General features: G+C 59.9%; 22 protein-coding genes. 7 read left to right on the top strand and 15 right to left on the bottom strand.

The annotated features are described in order from the left end of the window. Positions 1 to 118 precede the first annotated feature (118 nt). The gene (gene lplT / locus HJ583_RS17460; RefSeq protein WP_170023111.1) at positions 119 to 1,381 is read left to right on the top strand and encodes a lysophospholipid transporter LplT; all 1,263 of its coding nucleotides are present in this window, start codon (positions 119 to 121) and stop codon (positions 1,379 to 1,381) included. A 6-nt stretch (positions 1,382 to 1,387) separates the two neighbouring features. Here the strand turns inward: lplT and HJ583_RS17455 are convergent, their stop codons facing one another. Genes HJ583_RS17455 through HJ583_RS17440 form a run of 4 tightly spaced genes read right to left on the bottom strand, consistent with a single transcriptional unit; the run spans position 1,388 to position 3,899 of the window. After that, on the bottom strand, positions 1,388 to 2,173 hold the full coding sequence (locus tag HJ583_RS17455; RefSeq protein WP_170023110.1) for a uracil-DNA glycosylase: 786 nt from the start codon (positions 2,171 to 2,173) through the stop codon (positions 1,388 to 1,390). Continuing rightward, a complete protein-coding gene (gene rimI / locus HJ583_RS17450; protein ID WP_170023109.1) occupies positions 2,170 to 2,628 on the bottom strand; it encodes a ribosomal protein S18-alanine N-acetyltransferase in 459 nt (152 codons plus the stop codon). Before rimI ends, HJ583_RS17455 begins: the two co-directional genes overlap by 4 nt. Then, positions 2,625 to 3,302, bottom strand: coding sequence for a tRNA (adenosine(37)-N6)-threonylcarbamoyltransferase complex dimerization subunit type 1 TsaB (gene tsaB / locus HJ583_RS17445; RefSeq protein ID WP_170023108.1), 678 nt, complete (start codon positions 3,300 to 3,302; stop codon positions 2,625 to 2,627). The genes rimI and tsaB overlap by 4 nt, the downstream gene beginning before the upstream one ends. 36 nt (positions 3,303 to 3,338) lie before the next feature. Next, positions 3,339 to 3,899 carry a hypothetical protein gene (locus tag HJ583_RS17440; protein WP_170023107.1) on the bottom strand — a complete coding sequence of 187 codons (561 nt, stop codon included), beginning with the start codon at positions 3,897 to 3,899 and terminating at the stop codon, positions 3,339 to 3,341. On the opposite strand from HJ583_RS17440, the gene ompR reads away from it, so the two are divergent. The 6 genes from ompR to fabI all read left to right on the top strand — a co-directional run bounded on the left by ompR (position 3,898) and on the right by fabI (position 8,687). Further along, on the top strand, positions 3,898 to 4,632 hold the full coding sequence (gene ompR / locus HJ583_RS17435) for an osmolarity response regulator transcription factor OmpR (RefSeq protein ID WP_170023106.1): 735 nt from the start codon (positions 3,898 to 3,900) through the stop codon (positions 4,630 to 4,632). The genes HJ583_RS17440 and ompR overlap by 2 nt on opposite strands. Beyond that, positions 4,632 to 5,951 (top strand): ATP-binding protein, encoded by a 1,320-nt coding sequence (locus HJ583_RS17430; protein ID WP_170023105.1) that lies wholly within the window; start codon positions 4,632 to 4,634, stop codon positions 5,949 to 5,951. Before ompR ends, HJ583_RS17430 begins: the two co-directional genes overlap by 1 nt. Before the next feature lie 56 nt (positions 5,952 to 6,007). Continuing rightward, positions 6,008 to 6,646, top strand: a complete 639-nt coding sequence (locus HJ583_RS17425) for a septation protein A (protein ID WP_170023104.1) — start codon at positions 6,008 to 6,010, stop codon at positions 6,644 to 6,646. A gap of 1 nt (position 6,647) precedes the next feature. Then, the gene (locus HJ583_RS17420) at positions 6,648 to 6,920 is read left to right on the top strand and encodes a BolA family protein (RefSeq protein ID WP_170023103.1); all 273 of its coding nucleotides are present in this window, start codon (positions 6,648 to 6,650) and stop codon (positions 6,918 to 6,920) included. Positions 6,921 to 6,962: 42 nt separating this feature from the next. Next, a complete protein-coding gene (locus HJ583_RS17415; protein ID WP_170023102.1) occupies positions 6,963 to 7,745 on the top strand; it encodes a peptidylprolyl isomerase in 783 nt (260 codons plus the stop codon). Between the two features lie 150 nt (positions 7,746 to 7,895). Continuing rightward, a complete protein-coding gene (gene fabI, locus HJ583_RS17410) occupies positions 7,896 to 8,687 on the top strand; it encodes an enoyl-ACP reductase FabI (RefSeq protein WP_101943822.1) in 792 nt (263 codons plus the stop codon). Between the two features lie 9 nt (positions 8,688 to 8,696). Here fabI and HJ583_RS17405 read toward each other — a convergent pair whose 3' ends face one another. The 11 genes from HJ583_RS17405 to HJ583_RS17355 all read right to left on the bottom strand — a co-directional run bounded on the left by HJ583_RS17405 (position 8,697) and on the right by HJ583_RS17355 (position 18,707). Beyond that, positions 8,697 to 9,134 (bottom strand): hypothetical protein, encoded by a 438-nt coding sequence (locus HJ583_RS17405; protein ID WP_170023101.1) that lies wholly within the window; start codon positions 9,132 to 9,134, stop codon positions 8,697 to 8,699. Between the two features lie 9 nt (positions 9,135 to 9,143). Then, positions 9,144 to 10,358 (bottom strand): flagellar hook-associated protein FlgL, encoded by a 1,215-nt coding sequence (gene flgL / locus HJ583_RS17400; RefSeq protein ID WP_170023100.1) that lies wholly within the window; start codon positions 10,356 to 10,358, stop codon positions 9,144 to 9,146. 5 nt (positions 10,359 to 10,363) lie between these two features. Beyond that, on the bottom strand, positions 10,364 to 12,301 hold the full coding sequence (flgK, locus tag HJ583_RS17395) for a flagellar hook-associated protein FlgK (RefSeq protein WP_170023099.1): 1,938 nt from the start codon (positions 12,299 to 12,301) through the stop codon (positions 10,364 to 10,366). 200 nt (positions 12,302 to 12,501) lie between these two features. Next, on the bottom strand, positions 12,502 to 12,696 hold the full coding sequence (gene iscX, locus HJ583_RS17390; RefSeq protein WP_101943829.1) for a Fe-S cluster assembly protein IscX: 195 nt from the start codon (positions 12,694 to 12,696) through the stop codon (positions 12,502 to 12,504). After that, the gene (fdx, locus tag HJ583_RS17385) at positions 12,693 to 13,037 is read right to left on the bottom strand and encodes an ISC system 2Fe-2S type ferredoxin (RefSeq protein WP_170023098.1); all 345 of its coding nucleotides are present in this window, start codon (positions 13,035 to 13,037) and stop codon (positions 12,693 to 12,695) included. The genes iscX and fdx overlap by 4 nt, the downstream gene beginning before the upstream one ends. A 12-nt stretch (positions 13,038 to 13,049) precedes the next feature. Further along, a complete protein-coding gene (hscA, locus tag HJ583_RS17380) occupies positions 13,050 to 14,918 on the bottom strand; it encodes a Fe-S protein assembly chaperone HscA (protein ID WP_170023097.1) in 1,869 nt (622 codons plus the stop codon). Beyond that, positions 14,918 to 15,430: a Fe-S protein assembly co-chaperone HscB gene (hscB, locus tag HJ583_RS17375; protein WP_170023096.1), complete on the bottom strand. Its 513-nt coding sequence runs from the start codon at positions 15,428 to 15,430 to the stop codon at positions 14,918 to 14,920. The genes hscA and hscB overlap by 1 nt, the downstream gene beginning before the upstream one ends. Positions 15,431 to 15,579: 149 nt before the next feature. After that, the gene (iscA, locus tag HJ583_RS17370; RefSeq protein ID WP_170023095.1) at positions 15,580 to 15,903 is read right to left on the bottom strand and encodes an iron-sulfur cluster assembly protein IscA; all 324 of its coding nucleotides are present in this window, start codon (positions 15,901 to 15,903) and stop codon (positions 15,580 to 15,582) included. Then, entirely contained in the window at positions 15,904 to 16,293 is a 390-nt protein-coding gene (gene iscU / locus HJ583_RS17365) for a Fe-S cluster assembly scaffold IscU (protein ID WP_101943839.1), read from the bottom strand. It abuts the gene before it with no gap. Between the two features lie 19 nt (positions 16,294 to 16,312). After that, positions 16,313 to 17,524 (bottom strand): IscS subfamily cysteine desulfurase, encoded by a 1,212-nt coding sequence (locus HJ583_RS17360; protein ID WP_456243328.1) that lies wholly within the window; start codon positions 17,522 to 17,524, stop codon positions 16,313 to 16,315. A 28-nt stretch (positions 17,525 to 17,552) separates the two neighbouring features. Further along, positions 17,553 to 18,707, bottom strand: coding sequence for a cysteine desulfurase family protein (locus HJ583_RS17355; protein WP_170023093.1), 1,155 nt, complete (start codon positions 18,705 to 18,707; stop codon positions 17,553 to 17,555). Position 18,708 lies beyond the last annotated feature (1 nt).

The raw sequence follows: 18,708 nt of genomic DNA, 5'->3' as shown, positions 1-18,708 counted from the left end.
TCGATTGCTGTTGCGCAACATTTTCCGCTGTTGTGTGCAACGCAAAGGCAGGTCGGGTGACTGTGGTATAAACGCCGCTCGGCTGCCCGAGCGGTCAGCGGATCTCAGAAGGACTTTCATGGGTTTGGGCTTCTACATTGTCATGGCCGCGCAGTTTTTCTCGGCGCTGGCAGACAACGCATTGCTGATCGCAGCCATCGCGCTGCTGGTCGAAATGAAGGCCCCGGCAGAACAGATTCCCCTGCTGAAGTTCTTCTTCACCCTCTCCTATGTTTTCCTGGCTGCCTTTGTTGGCGCCTTTGCCGACTCAATGCCCAAGTGGCGCGTGATGCTGTTCAGCAACACGATCAAGATTGCGGGCTGCGCCCTGATGTTCCTGGACGTCCACCCACTGCTGGCCTACGCGCTGGTGGGCTTAGGCGCAGCAGCCTACTCTCCGGCCAAGTACGGCATCCTTACCGAGATGCTGCCGCCAGCCAAGCTGGTTGCGGCAAACGGCTGGATCGAGGGGCTTACCGTAGGAGCAATCATCCTGGGCACCTTGCTGGGCGGCCTCCTGATCCACCCCGCACTGCTGGGCTGGGTCGAAAGTTTTCATATCCCGGCCATGGGCCCGATCTTCAATACAGCCGTCGACCTCTCGATCTTGCTGATCGGCAGCCTGTATCTGGTTGCGGCCATTTTCAACATGTATGTACCGGATACTGGAGTGGATCACAAACCACTGAGCAACAATCCGCTGTACCTGCTGCATGAGTTCTGGCACTGCAACAGCCTGCTCTGGCGCGACAAACTGGGGCAGATTTCGCTGGCCGTCACCACCCTGTTCTGGGGGGCTGGTGCCACGCTTCAATTCATCGTACTGGACTGGGCGCGCGCCAATCTGGAACTCAAGCTCTCTCAAGCCACCAATATGCAGGGCGTGGTGGCACTAGGTGTGGCGATCGGCTCAGTTTTGGCCGCCAAATTCATCACCTTGCGCCGCTCCCCCCGGGTCATCCCGATGGGCATCGCCATGGCGATCACGATCATGTTCATGGTGTTCATTCACAGCGTACCTCTAGCCATGGTGCTGATGGTGGCAGTGGGCGGTCTGGCCGGCTTCTTCGTAGTGCCGATGAACGCCCTGCTGCAGCATCGTGGCCATGTGCTGATGGGCGCAGGCCATTCGATCGCAGTGCAGAACTTCAACGAGAACCTGAGTATTCTCGCCATGACCGGTCTGTATTCCCTGCTGCTCTACTCCGGGCTGTCAGTCAATATCGTGATCTTGCTCTTTGCTGGTTTCGTGGCAGCTTCGATGTATATCGTCAAGCGCAGACACGACGCCAATCAGCGCGCCTATGATTCAGTCGCGCTGCTCGACGACCGCTGCCATTGAGCTATATCAGCGCTGGAGTTCTGCCATGCGGTCCAGCGCAAAACACAGATCTTCCCAGGCGCGCGCCTTATCCGCCGGATTACGTAACAAGTAGGCCGGGTGATAGGTCACCACGACCGGTACGCCCTCTCGCTCAAAAAGCTTGCCTCGTGCAGCCCCGATCTTGATTTCCTGCCCCAGCAGCGTTTGTGCGGCTGGGCGGCCGAGTGCCACGATCAGCCTCGGGCGAACCAACTCGATCTGGCGTGCCAGATAGGGCAGACAACTCGCCGCTTCGCTCGCTTCCGGCGTGCGATTGTTGGGCGGGCGGCATTTCACCGCATTGGCGATATAGACCTTCTCACCACGCTTCAGTCCGGCAGAACCGAGCATTGCATCAAGCAGTTTGCCCGCCTGGCCAACAAAAGGCTCACCCTGTTCGTCCTCGTCTGCCCCTGGGCCTTCACCCACGAAGAGCCAGTCAGCCTGACGATCTCCCACCCCCGGCACGGCCTGTTTGCGACGCTCACACAGCGCACAACGGCGACACTCGCGGATGCTGGTTTCAAGCGTATCCCAATCCATTGAGGCGACCGCATCCTGCTGCGCAGCGGGCAGCTCCTCGGCCGCAACAGGATTCGAGATCTGGAGGGCTGGCGCGGGACGAGCAGGCTCCTCAAGCGGCGCCACTACTGCGACAACCGGAGCAGCCTCGACCGGCAGGGGCTGTTCCTCCTGAGCCTCCCGGGCACGCAGGCGCCATTGCGGCTTAATGCCCATTTCAGCCAACATCTGCTCATTGCGTTGGTTCATAGTTCCAGCCTCATGACCAAAGCGTCTTCGCGCTGCCCGTTCTGTGCTGGATAGTAGGCCTTGCGCCTGCCAATCTCGGCAAAACCGCGCTTGCCATAAAGCGCCAGGGCATGGAGGTTGGATGGGCGCACTTCAAGAAACATTTCGCGCGCCCCCTGCTCCGCCGCGCACAGGCATAGATGATCGAGAAGCTGGCGTCCGAGACCCATGCCTTGCCAGGCCGGACTGACGCTGATGATCAGCAAGTGAGCCTCATCGAGCACCCGCATCATTACCCCCTGCGCCAGCAAGACTCCGCCTGAGCGCATGACCCAGCAGGAATTGCCAGCGTGCAGGGCATCCCTAAAATTCTGCAAAGACCACGGATGCTCAGTCGCCTCAACCTCACAGTCAGCCACTTCAACCAGATCGGCTTCCTGCATCGGCAGGAACTGCAGGTGCGGATCGGGCCTCATGCCCTGCCCCCGTTTGCCAGCCGCTCGGCCACTGTCTGAGCTACGCGATCACGCACATACAGCGGCGCAACCAGGGCTGGATCCACACCCGGGATCTGACCGGCCAAACGTGCAATGGAGGCTGCATCCGGCACACAGGCCACGTCCGGCACGCGGACCCGGCTCTGCAGGTGTTCCCCCAGGGCAGGATAGGCAGCAAAAGCATTACCAGCGCCCAGCCAGCACCCCTCCGGCACCAGCGGAGCAGCATCTGGCGCTACGCAGCAAGGCGTGATCACTTCCACCCAGCCAGTGGCCTCGCGCCTATACGCAGCGACATAGACTTCGCCCATACGCGCATCCATGGCGCAGTACACCTCACGCGCGTTCATCGCTTCAGCCAGCGCCAGCAGGCTGCATACAGGGTGAACCACAAGATCGGTGCCCAGAGCGAGGCCCTGGGCCACGCTGCAAGCCAACCGGACACCAGTAAACGCCCCGGGCCCGATACCGCAGGCAATTCCATCCAGCGCCGTCAGTGCCAGGCCCTGCCCGGCAAGCAGTTGGCGAATCTCGGGCAGAAGGGTGGCGGAATGCGCAGGGGGGCTGCTCAGGCGGGTCTGGATGATCTGGCCATCAAGGCTCAGGGCGATCGAGGCAAGCTCGGTAGAGGTTTCCAAGGCGAGGATTTTCATTGCGCCGCCATTCTAACGCAGCACAGCCTGCCAGCCTCAGGGACGCCGCCGTTCCCGCACAGCTTCACGCATTTCACGGCGCAAGCGCTCCCGCTCTTCAGGCGGCAATTGCCGCAGACCGCGCCCAGGACCATTACCCATCCCGTCCGCGCGCCCGAAGCCCTGCCCCGGCGGATGATCCATCGTGGGTGCCAGAGCGGGCTTGCCGGCAGCCTCATCCACTTGGCGTTGCTCAATCAAGGCCTGGCGAATCGCCCGCATCCGCTCCCGGCGCAGTAGCCGCTCTTCGGCATTGAAGCCCGGCTGCGACAAGGGGGCTGACTGCCCGGCTACGCGCAGCAACGACTCTGCCTGCAGCGCCGGCGGGCAGATGCAGATGCACAGCAGAAAGAGAGTTGGGCAGAAAATTTTCACAATCAGCTCACACTTGCGCAGGCACCAAGAGCGGTACATGTCTGAATTATCGCCGCCTTCCGCCGGGCGATCAGCGCAAGATGTAAGCACATGTTTCAGACAGAGCAAAAACCAACATTTGCTCACGATTGCTGCGACCGGGAAGCTGACAGGCTCACGCCGAGCGCATACGATGCAGACCATGAATACCGAACGCCACCGCATTCTCGTCGTCGATGACGACGCTCGCCTGCGCAATCTGCTCGAACGCTATCTCGACGAACAGGGCTTCAGCGTCAAGGCAGTAGCGGATGCCCAGCAGATGGACCGGACGCTCGCCCGCGAACATTTCGATTTGCTGGTGCTGGACCTGATGCTACCCGGTGAGGACGGATTATCGATCTGCCGACGGCTGCGCGCCGGTAACTCGGTGCCGGGGAACGAGCTGCCGATCGTGATGCTCACTGCCCGTGGTGACGAGGTTGATCGCATCATCGGCCTTGAACTCGGCGCCGACGACTACCTGCCCAAGCCCTTCAACCCACGCGAACTGGTTGCCCGCATCCATGCTGTACTGCGCCGCCGCCCGCGCGTGCTGCCAGGCGCACCGGCCGAGGCGGGTAGCATGGTGCGTTTTGGCCTGATCGAAATTGATCTGGGCACACGCCGCCTGCTGCGTGTAGGCAAGGAAGTGACCCTGACCACCGGCGAATTCGCCCTGCTCAAGGTACTTCTGCAGCATCCGCGCCAGCCTCTGTCGCGTGATCGCCTGATGGAGCTTGCGCGCGGCCGCGAATACGATGCCTTTGATCGCTCCATCGACGTACAGGTCTCGCGCCTGCGCAAACTGCTCGAGGAGGATCCGGCCAAACCACGCTACCTGCAAACTGTATGGGGCTTTGGCTATGTTTTCGTGCCGGACGGTGAGGCTAGCTGATGCGCCTACCCTGGCCACACTCCCTGCTGTGGCGCAGTTTTCTGTTGATTGTGCTACTGCTGGGCGCCTCCTTTGTCATGTGGTTCCAGATCTACCGCGAATACGCACAGGAACCACGCACGCGCCAGATCGCCCAGCTCGTGGTCAGCGTGATCAACCTGAGCCGCTCCGCCCTGCTGGCGGCGGACAGCAACCAGCGCCTCGAATTGCTGCGCGAGCTCGAAGCGCGAGAAGGCATGGCTATTCTCCCGGCCGAGACAGACGACCCGCTGCTACCGTTCACCCACGGCCAACAGATGGCAATCGTGCAGGAGCAGGTGCGCCAGCGCTTGGGTGAGCACACCCGCTTCACCGGTAATCTGCATGGAGAAAGCGGCTTCTTCGTGAGCTTTCGCCTCGATGACCGGGTGCCGGACGACGAATACTGGCTCAGACTGCCCGCCGAACGCGTTGAGCGCCTGCTGCCGACGCATTGGCTGGCCTGGAGCGCAATCGCCGTCATCGGTTCCTTGCTCGGCGCCTGGTTGCTGGTGGTTGGTATCAACCGGCCGCTGCGTGCCTTGCAGGAAGCCGCTCAGATACTCGGCCGCGGCGAACACCCGCCACCACTGGATACGCGCGGGCCGCTTGAGCTCGCCACGTTGGCCACAACATTCAATCAGATGTCGCAGGATCTGCAACGCATCGAGTCAGACCGTGCCCTGATCCTCGCTGGCGTCTCCCACGACTTGCGCACACCGCTGGCGCGCCTGCGTCTTGGCCTGGAGCTATCGGGCGCCCAAGCCGAGGATCTCGCTGCGATGAGCTGCGACATTGAAGAAATGGACCGCATCATCAACCAGTTCCTCGATTTCGCCCGCGATCAGCAGGCGGAGAGCCCGCTCTCACAGGACCTCTCCTCCCTGCTCGCTGAGCTGCTGCAGGCCTGCCGTCTGCGCGGCGTGAAGATCCAGGCCGATATTCAGCCAGAGATCGTACTGCCGCTGCGGCCGCAATCGATCCGCCGCGCGACATCCAACCTGATCGACAATGCCACGCGTTACGCGGGCAACGAATCTCCACTGGATATCAGTCTGCGCCGCGAGGGACGTGAGGTGGTGCTGGAAGTGGCTGACCGCGGCCCCGGCATTCCACCCGCAGAGGTTGAGCGCCTCAAACGCCCCTTCACCCGCCTGGAAGCCGCACGCAGTAATGCTGGCGGCTCCGGTCTGGGGCTGGCCATCGTAGAACGTGTGGCGCGCCTGCATGGTGGCCATCTGGCGCTGCTTCCGCGCCCGGGAGGCGGGCTACGCGCCAGTCTGCACCTGCCTGCAGACTGAACTTCCCACCGGAGGAGGCTTCAAACATCAGTCCCTCGTTTATAATCCTGCGCCACATGAAACTATTTTTCGATTTTTTCCCGGTCGCCCTCTTTTACGCCGCCTTTCAGTACGCCAGAGCCAACAAGGAGCTGGCCGCGCAAAAGGCGACCGAGTGGTTCGGCTTCATGGTTTCCGGTGGCGTGGTCGGGCCAACCGAAGCGCCAACCGTGCTAGCCACGGTTGTCGTCGTACTGGCAATTGCCGCACAGATCGGCTGGCTGCTGGTGCGGCGGCAGACTGTCAGTAAAATCCTGTGGGTCAGCATGGCGGCGGCCGTCATCTTTGGCGGCGCCACGGTATGGTTCCACGACCCTGCCTTCATCAAGTGGAAGTTCAGCATCGTTTACTGGTTGATGGGCAGCGGCTTTTTCATCAGTGCCCGCTTCTTCCGCAAGAATCTTATCCAAGCACTCATCGGAGAAGGCATCAGCCTGAATGAACAGGCTTGGCATCGCCTGAACCTCGCTTGGGTGCTGTTCTTCCTTGGCATGGGCTGCCTGAATCTGGCGATTGCCTATAACTTCTCCGAGAACGTCTGGTTCAATTTCAAGCTCTTTGGCAGCATGGGCCTGACGCTCCTCTTTGCCCTGGCTCAGGGCCTGTATCTGGCGCGTTTCATCAAGAGCGACCCCAAGGAAGAATCCCAAGCCTGAAATGGACCTTACCGAAGAAATCCGCCAGCGCCTTGCTGCACTCGAGCCGCTACTGATAGAACTTGAAGACGAGAGCCATCGCCATGCTGGCCACGCCGGCGCACGTAGCGGCGGCGGCCATTTCGAATTGCGAATCGTGGCTACCTGCTTTGCCGGCAAACCAACGCTGGCACGCCACCGCTTGATTTATGCCGCTCTGGGCGAGCTGATGCAGACTCGCATCCACGCCCTGAGCATTCTTGCCCAGACCCCGGAAGAAGCCACGCAAGCCTGAGCTTCGTCCATTTTCAAACCGCAATCCTCACCAGGAAATACCATGTCCGCGAAGCTGAGTTGTGTTGCCCTCTCCCTTCTTCTTGCCGCCGGCGTCGTCCAGGCTCAAGCGCAGAAGCCCTTTGCCAAGGTCAATGGGGTCACGATCCCGGCCTCAATTGGTGAGCTCATGATCGCCGAACAGGTGGCCCAGGGCGCGCCCAACAACGAGGAACTGCGCAAGGCCGTCAAGGATGAACTGATCCGCCGCGAGCTGCTTGCCCAGGAAGCCAAGAAAAGCGGCCTCGACAAGAAGCCGGAAGTGATCGCGCGCATGGATGTGGCGCGCCAGGGCATCCTAGTTGGCGGCTTCATCAACAACTGGATGAAAGCCAACCCGGTTTCGGATGCCAGCGTACGCGCCGAGTATGACCGTCGCGTCAAGGAAATGAGCGGCACCGAATACAAGGTCCGTCACATCCAGGTCGAAAAGGAAGAGGCCGCCAAGGCCATCATTGCCAAGCTGCAGAGTGGCGCAAAGTTTGAAGACCTGGCCAAGGAGTCAGTTGATGCTGGCTCCAAGGACAATGGCGGTGATATCGGCTGGGTGGCCCCCGCCGGTCTGCCGCCGGCTATGGGCGAAGCGCTGGCCAAGCTGGAAAAGGGTAAGTTCCACGCCCTGCCGGTGCAGTCCAACTTCGGTTATCACGTAGTGAAGCTGGAGGATTCCCGTCAGGCCGTGCCGCCCAAGTACGAGGAAGTCCAGGGCAATCTGCGGCAGGGTCTCGAGCAGCAAGCGCTCTCCAAGTACATCAACAGCCTGATGGCCAAGGCCAAGGTCGAGTAAGCCTGCCTCCGGGCTCCGACCCCTACCAGCAGGTAAGGGGCGGAGCCCGCGACTTTGCGCGGCGCCCTGCCGCGCACAGCCAGTCCCCAGGAAACCATGCGGGGCGAATGGCTATAATCGCGCCACAATCAAAATTACCGGGGAACGGAAATGGGTTTTCTCGCAGGCAAGCGCATCCTCATTTGTGGGTTGCTGAGCAATCGCTCGATTGCGTACGGCGTGGCAAAAGCCATGCATCGCGAAGGCGCTGAACTCGCTTTCACTTACCAGCACGAGCGTTTCCTGCATCGCGTGACAGAAATGGCGCGTGAGTTCGACAGCGAACGAGTATTCCTGTGCGATGTGCAGTACGACGAGCAGATCACTGCCCTGTTCGACTCAATCGCCCAACATTGGGACGGACTGGATGGCATCGTGCACTCGCTGGCCTTTGCACCAGCAGAGGCCCTCAAGGGAGACTTCCTTGAAGGGTTTTCGCGTGAGGCATTCCGTACCGCTCACGAAGTGAGCAGTTACAGCTTCGCGGCGCTCGCCAAAGCCGCTCGCCCGCTGATGAAGGGGCGCAATGGTTCGCTGCTGACCCTCTCCTATCTCGGCGCGGTCCGCACCCTGCCCAACTACAACGTGATGGGCCTTGCAAAGGCCAGCCTGGAGGCTTCGGTCCGTTACATGGCCAATGCACTGGGCCCGGAAGGAACCCGTGTGAATGCCATCTCGGCCGGACCGATCCGTACCCTGGCGGCCTCTGGCATTGGCAACTTTGGCAAGCTGCTGACCTTCAATGAACACAATGCGCCGCTGCGTCGCAATGTGACCATCGATGAAGTCGGCAACGCCGCGGCCTTCCTGTGTTCCGATCTGGCCTCGGGCATCTCGGCCGAGATCATGTATGTGGATGCTGGCTTCAATTCGGTCGCCATTGGTACTGACGAGCCGCTTTAAGCCGCTGCGCTATCCGCCTACGGCCTTCGCCGGGATCATCCGGATCTCGGCGTAGGCCGTGCGGCGCGGCAGCAGGATACGGTTATCCACGGCTTCCTCAAAGCGCTCGATCCGGTAATCCTCCATCCCCAGCTCGCGCACCAGTGATTCGGCGCGCCGCCGCATGATGTAGCCCGCTTCGCCATCCCCACCCACGCTGAGATACTGCTTGTTCATCTGATAGATCACGCGCTGGTCAGGCAGGCGGGTCTCACTGATTTCCCAACTTGGTGCCCTCGGATCGGTAATGTAGTAAAGCGTACCGATCAGGAGCCCAACCTTCAGTACATCGCCATAGGTCACGACATACTCTAGCCCCTCAGACGCTGGAATTGGTTTGCTGAGCGTGCTGCACGCTGCCATCGCCAGCCAGGCTGGCAGCAGGAGGGTTGGCAGGAGTCGCTTCATGGCGCGCCCTTAAGAAATGAAGTTGAACAGGGACAGCCCCGTGACTTTGGAGAAGGTGCTGCGGGCAGCCTCCAAGTAGGTCTGCTGCTGTTGGAAGTCCGAAATCGCGGTTACGTAATCCAGCCCCACCAGACGATCCAGTCGGTCCGCATACTGGATCTGCATGTCCTCCCCTACGCTCTCCAGCGCCTCGACTTCCAATTGTCGAGAGCCTCCCTGCGCCCGCAGACGCAGCACATTCTCCAGCGCATTGTCGAGCCGGCTGATCGATTCAGCGATCGTTGTCTGGTAATCCGCCCCGGTGGTGTTCTCCAGCCCCACGATCAGCTGCTGCAGACTTGTGAACATGTCAGTGCTGGCTCCAGGCAGGGCATTGAAAGTGTCACCGGCAGAGGGGGTTCCAGAAATCACGATGGCGATTTCCTGGGTCGCAGCATTCGCCGGATCAGGCAAGCCAATGGACTGCCCGGAGACATACGCCCCCGATGTCAAGGGCGCCCCACTCATGGTCGGATCAGTCGCTAAATCGAAAATATCGTAAGTCGTAGGGCTGCTGAAACGGATGCCGTATTGCCCACCAGCGTAAGCCACGGGGCCGGTTACATCGCCATCGCTGATGGTGGCGGTGGTAGATGTGGAATGCGTGGAAAAAGTGCCGTTGCCGGACTCGATATTAAGGAAGAGCTCGCTGCCATTCACACTGACCGGAATCAGGCGGGTACTTGAAACCTGAAGGGTTCGAGTGCCCTGATCCCCTTGGTAACTCACGCCTGAAAGATTACCGGTGAAAGACTGTGCGTCGCCTTTGTAGCCGGAGAACATGTATTCGCCAGACGAATCCTTGGCGTTGGCAAGGCTCATCAACTCCTCGAACTGCGCCCGCACATCCACCGCGATGGAACGCCGGTCTTCCGCTGAGAGTGCATCATTACCCGCCTGAACCGCACGTTCACGCACATAGGTCAGCAACTCACCGATGGCGCCCAACTGGCTGTCGAGCGCCTTGAGCGAATCGGAAGCCGTCCCCTGGTTCTCCTTTTCGAGATTGATACGACTGACGGACTGGGAGATTTCCAGCGCCCGCGCCGAGGCCACCGGATCATCACTCGGCGCGACCACGCGAGAGCCAGTCGAGAGTTGTTGTTGGGTATGCAGCAGATCCACCTGCTGGCGACCAATGGTAGCAACGTTGGTGTCGTAAATAAGGGAGGTGCTGACTCGCATGATGCTTACCTCATGACCGAGAGGATGTCGTCGAACAGGCTTTGCGCTATACCGATGCAGCGCGCGCAAGCTTGATAGGCTTGTTGGTAACGCAGGAGGTTGGCGGCCTCTTCATCCAGGTTCACGCCTGAAAGGCCTTGCTGCTCTGCCGTTGCCTGCTCCAGCAGCCCAGCTTGTGCTGTGGCATTGACCTTGGCTTCGCTGGTTTGGGTGCCAACATTGCTGACCATCTGCGAATACGCATAACCCAGGGTCGCCGTACCCCCGAGCAAATCCTTGGCCGAGGCGATCGCGTATAGCGCATTGGCGTTGCGCCCATCCTTGGTGCCACCAACATTGGTCTCGATGGTGAAGGTATCGCCATTGGCAGGGCGACCTGCAATCGCAAAACTCAGATTGGGATTGGTGAGGGTTACGGTGGTTCCCGCAGCGTTGCTGGCCGGATCGTAGGCAATGGTGGCTGGCACAGCGCCGGAAACGTTGAACTGATTCAGCGCCGAATCAAAAGTCAGGGTGATCGGAGTGGCAATGTGAGCGGCGGCGGGCGCAAGAATGCCGGTCAAGCTCTCAGCGACCGGCTGAGTCACGGAACCGGTACCGGTATTGGTACTTGCGGCAACACTACGCACCGGAGAGCCTGCGGCAATCAAGGCGGTATCCTGAATGGCTACCGAGATATCGCGTGCGGCAAAGCGGGTTGGCTGGATCAGCACCCGGTCTCCGGCCGCCATCGTGCCGGAAATACTCAATCCATCGACATTCGTCGGCAGCGTAGCGCCAGAATACACAACGCCACTGTCCGACGTCCGGCTCAACGTATAGGTGGCCCCATCGAAACTCATCACGTAGTCATCCGTGGTGAGCCCGCCCACATCCACCACGCTGGTCGTGAGGCTCGCGGTTGAAGGGGCTGATGTGAGCAGATTCGGCAAATTCTGCATGGTCGAGGTGAGCGAGCCGAAAAAATTGCCGCCCATAGTGCCCTGCAAATCCTGCCCGAGCTGATGTTGCGCGTTGAAAGTGGTAGCCAGACTCAGCGCGATCCGGCCCAGGGCATTCTGGGCTTCGTCCAGCGATTCACTGCGGTATTTGATCAGGCCACCCAATTCACCGCCACTGAGCAGGTTCTCTGGAATCGGCACGATGCCGCCGCTGGGTAGCTGCACCCCCACTGCGACGCGATTCTGGTCTGTCGCAGAAGGCGCTGTGTTGAGCGAAAACACATCGGTATTCATCACCAGCGGCTGCCCACTACCAATGAATACATTGATGGTGCCATCGGTATTGCCGGTGACCGTAACCTTGATCAGGGTATTGAGCTCAGTGACGATGGCGTCACGCGTATCCATCAAGTCATTTGCCGGAACATTGGGGCCGGCCGACTGGGCGGAAACGATCTTGTTGTTGAGATCCGCAACCTTGCTGGCTAAGGTGTTGATTTGCCCCACCACCTGGCTGATCTGGGTTTCGACGCCATCGCGAACTTCCTGAATACGCGCCTGCATGGCCTTGAAACGGGTAGCCAGCGCTTCGGCATTGGACAGCATGGACTGGCGCGAAGGCACGCTGGAGGGATCTGCCGCCACTTGTTGGACGCCGCGGAAAAATTCGTCGAGCGCTGGACTCAGACCGGCAGTGGAATCCGCAAGCAGGTTATCTACCTGCTTGATCTGGTTGTAATAGGTTTCAAATTCAGCGCGCGAAGTATCTGCGGCGAGCACCTGCCCGGCGAGAAACTGGCTATAGACGCGTTTGACTGTGCTGACTTCGGTGCCCTGCCCGAAGAATCCCACCCCGCTGAACATCGGCTGGGCAGACTCCAGCACGACCTGCTGACGGTTATAACCCGCCAGATTGGCGTTCGAGATGTTATGGCTGGTCGTGTTCAGCGCTGCCTGTGAGGCATTGAGACCGGTAAGAGAAATACTGAGTAGGCCTGACATGGTCGCGCGCTCCGCTGCTGTTACGAGCTTCTAACGCAAATCCGGTGCCAGTTTTCTCCCTCGCCTTTAATTACAATACAAGTATTTGATTTTATTGGATTAAATGCGCTCCCAGAAACACCCCAAGGAGGAATTGGAGCGCATGAAAAAGGCGGCATAAATTGCCGCCTCGCCGCACGCCAAATCTGCGTATTCCGGCTTTATTCGCGCTCTTCGATCCAGGCGCTCTGGATGGCTTCAAGAATGCGCTCACCACACCGATCGCTGGCATCGTCAAAGCCTGGCAGAGCTTTCACCCAGTTCATCAGGTCGACGAAATTGATCCGGGTCGGATCCACATCCGGATATGCATCGGAGAGTGCGATAGCGATTTCAAGTGTGTCAGTCCATTTCATTTGGAGTTTCCTTCACTGACCATGTTAACGGTATAGCGCGGAATCTCCACCACCAGGGGTGTCTCCGCAACCACGGCCTGACACGAGAGGCGCGATTGCGGCTCCAGGCCCCAGGCCTTGTCCAGCATGTCCTCTTCAAGTTCGTCAGCCGCTTCGAGCGAGTTGAAGCCTTCCCGCACGATTACATGGCAGGTGGTGCAGGCACAGGACTTCTCACAGGCGTGTTCAATATCGATCTCGTTGGCGAGCAACACATCACAGATGGTTTCGCCAGGAGCGGCTTCAAGAACAGCGCCATCGGGGCACAATTCGGCATTCGGGAGGACGACGATCTGAGTCATGGTCTTCTCCTTTCAGATAGGGAGGTTATCGACACGGCTACCAGTGAGCGCCTGGCGAATGGCCTTGTCCATACGCCGCGCAGCAAGCTCGCCAGTTTGTGCCGAGAGGGCATCGATGCCAGTCTTGATCGCAAGGTGATCCGTGCCGGTGGCCAGTTGCTGCAAACGACTCATGGCCGATTCAACCAGCAGCAGTTCATCAGCTTCGAGCAAGGCAGCATCTTCGTTGAGCGCCTGGCGAGTCGCTTCGAGTAGACGTTCAGCTTCGACCTGCTGCTCGCGCAGGGCACGAGCCTGCATATCTTCCGACGCGTGCTCGAAACCAGACTTGAGCATGCCGGCAATCTCATCGTCAGAAAGCCCGTAGCTGGGTTTCACCGTGACATTGGATTCAACACCCGTAGTCTGCTCACGGGCGCTTACCGACAGCAAACCATCGGCATCGACCTGGAAGGTCACCCGTATCCGGGCACCACCGGCTGGCATAGGGGGAATTCCGCGCAGCTCGAAGCGTGCCAAGGAACGGCAGTCCTGCACCAGCTCGCGCTCTCCTTGCAGCACATGGATCGCCATGGCCGTCTGACCATCCTTGTAGGTCGTGAACTCCTGCGCTTTGGCGACCGGGATGGTGGAATTGCGCGGAATGATTTTCTCGGTCAGCCCACCCATCATCTCAAGACCCAGCGACAGCGGGATCACGTCGAGCAGCAGCCAATCCTCGCCAGGGCGACGATTCCCGGCCAAAACGTTTGCCTGGATCGCGGCACCGATGGCTACGACTTTCTCCGGATCAATCTCGGTGAAGGGCTCACGGCCGAAAAGCTGCGCCACGGCCGTACGCACATGCGGCATGCGGGTCGCTCCGCCAACCATCACCACAGCCTGAATTTCATCAACCTTGAGGGCCGCATCACGCAGCGCCTTTCGCACCGGCAACAGAGTGCGCTCGACCAATTCTCGAGTCAGCTGCTGGAAATCGGCCAGACCGACTTTCAGTTCGCGCAGCCCGTCAGCCGCGACAGGAACGCGAGCGATCACCTCAGGATGGGTCGTGAGTGCTTCCTTGACCCGCCGCGCCTCTACCAGCAGAGCGCGGGATTTGGAGCAATCCAGATCTACTCCACTGGCCTGCCGGTGCATCCAATCAGCCAGCGCCTCATCGAAATCATCACCACCCAACGAGGAGTCCCCACTGGTGGCCATCACTTCGAACACTCCACGTGAAAGACGCAGGATCGAGAAGTCGAAAGTGCCGCCCCCCAAGTCATACACCGCGTAAATACCTTCGGCGGCCTCATCGAGACCATAGGCAATGGCGGCCGCCGTTGGCTCGTTGAGCAGGCGCAACACGTTCAGACCGGCTACGCGGGCAGCGTCCTTGGTGGCCTGGCGCTGAGCGTCATCGAAATAGGCCGGCACCGTGATCACCGCGCCCACCAGCTCATCGCCCAGAGTAGCTTCGGCGCGCTCACGGAGCACGCGCAGGATTTCGGAGGAAACTTCAACCGGGGTGCGCGGCCCGGCCACGGTATTGATACGCACCATGCCGCCGGTATCCACCAGATCGTAACGCGCGCGCATGCCGGCATCGGTATCCGCCAGGCCACGTCCCATCAGGCGTTTGACTGACGCGATGGTATTGCGCGGATCAGCCGCCTGGGCCGCCAGAGCTTCCTGACCAACGATGGTCTTGCCATCGCGCTGATAACGCACCACGGAAGGCAGGATCACGCCGCAGCCGTCACCCGCCAGGCATTCCGGGATTGAATGGCGCACGGTCGCCACCAAGGAATTGGTCGTGCCGAGATCGATACCGACTGCGAAACGTTGCTGATGCGGATCCGGCGTTTCGCCCGGTTCGGAGAGCTGCAGGAGGGCCATCAGTTATCCAGTTGTGCGAGAGCGTCATCAATTTCATGACGCAGTTTTTCCATGAACATGAGGCGACGCACGAGTTCGGTAGCCACGACCAGATCTTCAACCTCATCGATGGCGTGCTTGAGATCGTCGAGCATCACACGCTCGTCACGCGCCAGCTCCTTCTGCAGGCGCTGCAGCTCGGCTGCGTCGCCACTGGCTTCTTCAGCCGCTTCGCGCCACTCCATCTGCTGCATCAGGAACGCGTGGGACATGCCGGTATTGCGCTCGGCTTCAACTGCATGGCCACGGCGCTCTAGCAGGTAGCGGGCCCGATTGAGCGGGCTCTTGAGAGTTCGGAAGGCTTCATTGGCGAGCGTAGCCCATTGCATGGCCACTCGCCGTTCAGCCTCAGGGCGATGGGCAAAGCGGTCCGGATGCACCTGTGCCTGCACATTGCGATAGGCCGCTTCGAGCTGGGCAGAATCGAGCGTATAGCGCTCGGGCAAACCGAAGAGTGAGAAGTACTCTTGCATGGTGTGGAACGCCTTGCCACACACGGGGCACGGCAAGGCGTCTGATCAGGTTAGGTTCCAGAAGGGCTGCAAAACAAGACGGTAGGCTTTACCGCCACCGACAATACCGCATTGGCAAAGTATTGCCGGGGGCATTGTCTGCACAGGCCCTAGACGTTGAAGCTCTCGCCGCAGCCGCACTCGTTCTTCACGTTCGGATTGTTGAACTTGAAGCCTTCGTTGAGGCCTTCGCGCACAAAATCAAGCTCGGTGCCATCGATGTAAGGCAGGCTCTTCGGATCGACCATGACCTTCAGACCCTGACTTTCAAAGACCAGATCATCGGTTTCAGATTCGTCCGCATACTCGAGCTTGTAAGCCATGCCCGAGCACCCGGTCGTTTTCACGCCCAGGCGAACGCCGATGCCCTTGCCACGCTTGGCGAGAAACTTGGTGATATGCCGCGCAGCGGCTTCGGACAGGGTGACAGCCATTTACTTTGCCTCGTGCTTCTTGCGATAGTCGTCGACAGCAGCCTTGATTGCATCTTCGGCCAGAATCGAGCAGTGGATTTTAACCGGGGGCAGCGCCAGTTCTTCCGCAATCTGCGTGTTCTTGATGTTGAGCGCCTCGTCCAGCGTCTTACCCTTCACCCATTCGGTGACCAGCGAGCTCGAAGCAATAGCAGAGCCGCAGCCATAGGTCTTGAATTTTGCGTCTTCGATCACGCCAGCTTCATTGACCTTGATCTGCAGTTTCATCACATCACCGCAAGCCGGCGCACCGACCATGCCGGTGCCCACAGTGGTGGCCTCATCCTTGCCGAAGCTGCCAACGTTACGGGGGTTTTCGTAGTGGTCCAGGACCTTGTCGCTATATGCCATTATGTTTCTCCTGCCAGATTCAGTGTGCAGCCCACTGCACGGAATTCAGATCAACGCCTTCCTGCACCATTTCCCACAGCGGCGAGAGCTCGCGCAGCTTGTCGATCTTGGCGTGCATCAGCTTGATCGTGTAGTCAACTTCTTCTTCGGTGGTGAAGCGGCCGATGGTGAAACGGATCGAGCTGTGAGCCAGCTCGTCCGAGCGTCCAAGGGCGCGCAACACATAGGAAGGCTCCAGCGAGGCCGAAGTACACGCCGAGCCACTCGATACGGCAATGTCCTTCACCGCCATGATCAGCGACTCGCCTTCCACATAGTTGAAGCTGATGTTGAGGTTGTGCGGCACACGATGCGCCACATCACCATTCACATAGGTTTCAGGAATGTCTGAGAGCCCCTTGAGCAAACGATCCCGCAATGCGCCGATACGCGCGTTTTCGCTGGCCATTTCTTCGCGGGCGATGCGGAAAGCCTCCCCCATGCCAACGATCTGATGCGTAGCCAAGGTGCCTGAGCGCATGCCGCGCTCGTGGCCACCGCCGTGCATCTGCGCTTCGATCCGCACCCGCGGTTTGCGACGCACGTAGAGAGCCCCAATGCCCTTAGGACCGTAAGTTTTATGGGCCGAGAAGGACATCAGATCAACCTTGAGGGTTTCGAGATTGATGTCGACCTTACCGGTAGCCTGCGCTGCATCAACGTGGAAGATGATGCCCTTCTCGCGGCAAATTTCACCGATCTCAGCGATCGGCTGGATCACGCCGATTTCGTTGTTCACGAACATCACAGACACCAGGATGGTGTCCGGACGCAGCGCCGCCCTGAAGGTTTCCAGATCCAGCAGGCCGTTTTCCTGTACCTCAAGGTAGGTCACTTCGAAGCCTTGTCGCTCCAGTTCGCGCATGGTGTCCAGCACAGCCTTGTGCTCGGTCTTCAGCGTGATCAGATGCTTGCCCTTGCCCTTGTAGAACTGGGCAGCCCCCTTGATGGCGAGGTTGTTGGACTCGGTGGCGCCGCTGGTCCACACGATGTCTTTGGAGTCAGCCCCCACCAGCGCTGCAACCTGCGTGCGCGCCTCTTCCACTGCGGCCTCAGCATCCCAGCCATAGGGATGCGAGCGGCTAGCCGGATTACCGAAATGTTCGGTCAGCCAGGGAATCATTTTCTGCGCCACGCGCGGATCAACCGGGGTGGTTGCTGAGTAATCGAGGTAGATGGGGAACTTCATCAGCTGCTCCAGGGGGCTTGTTGTCTTTGTTTCAGACTGCAAGCGCAGTCAGGTTCTTCAATTCATTCAGGGTCTGACGCAAGGCCAGCAGGAAACTTTCAATTTCGCTCATCTGTGTGCCCTGCCCCACGCTAACCCGCACCGCGCCACGCGCCAGCTCAGGGGCAACTCCCATCGCCAACAGGGTGCGCGAAGGTTCGGGGTTGGCCGATGAACAGGCCGCGCCACTCGCCATTGCAAAACCGGCACGATCCAGCTTGCCAACCAGGGTTTCGCCGTCGACACCCTCAAAAGCGAAAAAACTCGTATTCGGCAAGCGCGCAGCCTGAACGCCGAAGAGACAGGCCTGCATTTTTTGCAAACCGATCTCCAGGCAATCACGCAGCGTCTGCATATGCTGAACCCGCTGCGGCAGATCATCTTGCTGCAGTTCGCAGGCAAGCCCGAAGCCCACGATGGCCGCGACATTTTCGGTACCGGAGCGCAGCCCACGCTCCTGACCACCGCCGCCAATCAGCGCCTCTAGTTCGACCCGCTTGTCCAGCACCAATGCACCAGCCCCAAGGGGGCCGTAAACCTTATGCGACGAGAGCGTCAGTCCATGCACACCCAGCGCGCGGAAGTCGAGCGGGATTTTACCCAAGGCCTGCACCGCGTCACAGTGAATATATCCACCCTGTGCACGCTGGGTTTTGGCCAGGGTCACAAGATCATTCAGCACGCCTGTTTCATTGTTGGCCAGCATCACCGAAACCAGCGCAGGCTTGTCACGCAGCACTTGATCAAGCGCTGCCTGTGTATCAAGCGCACCTTCAGCACTCAGCGGCAACTCGTCCAGCCGCCAGCCCGCACGCTGCAACTGCCGGGCCGGTTCGCGCACACAGGGGTGCTCAGTGGCGCCGATGGCGATTCGCCCCACAGGCAGATTCGCGGCCGCGCCCTTGATGAACAGGTTGTTGGATTCGGAGCCGCCACTGGTAAAGATCACCTCGGTCGGGTGCGCATTCACCGCCGCCGCGACTTGCTGGCGAGCCTGATCAATCGCAGCGCGTGCCTGCCGGCCATATTCATGACGACTCGACGCGTTGCCCCAGCGCCCTCCGCCCAACCAGGGCAGCATGGCCTCACGCACACGCGCATCAAGCGGCGTGCTGGCATTGTGATCGAGATAGGCCGGGGCAAACATG

Source organism: Uliginosibacterium aquaticum (genome assembly GCF_012972705.2).
Lineage (GTDB): Bacteria > Pseudomonadota > Gammaproteobacteria > Burkholderiales > Rhodocyclaceae > Uliginosibacterium > Uliginosibacterium aquaticum.
This window is presented reverse-complemented; position numbering and strand designations above follow the sequence as displayed.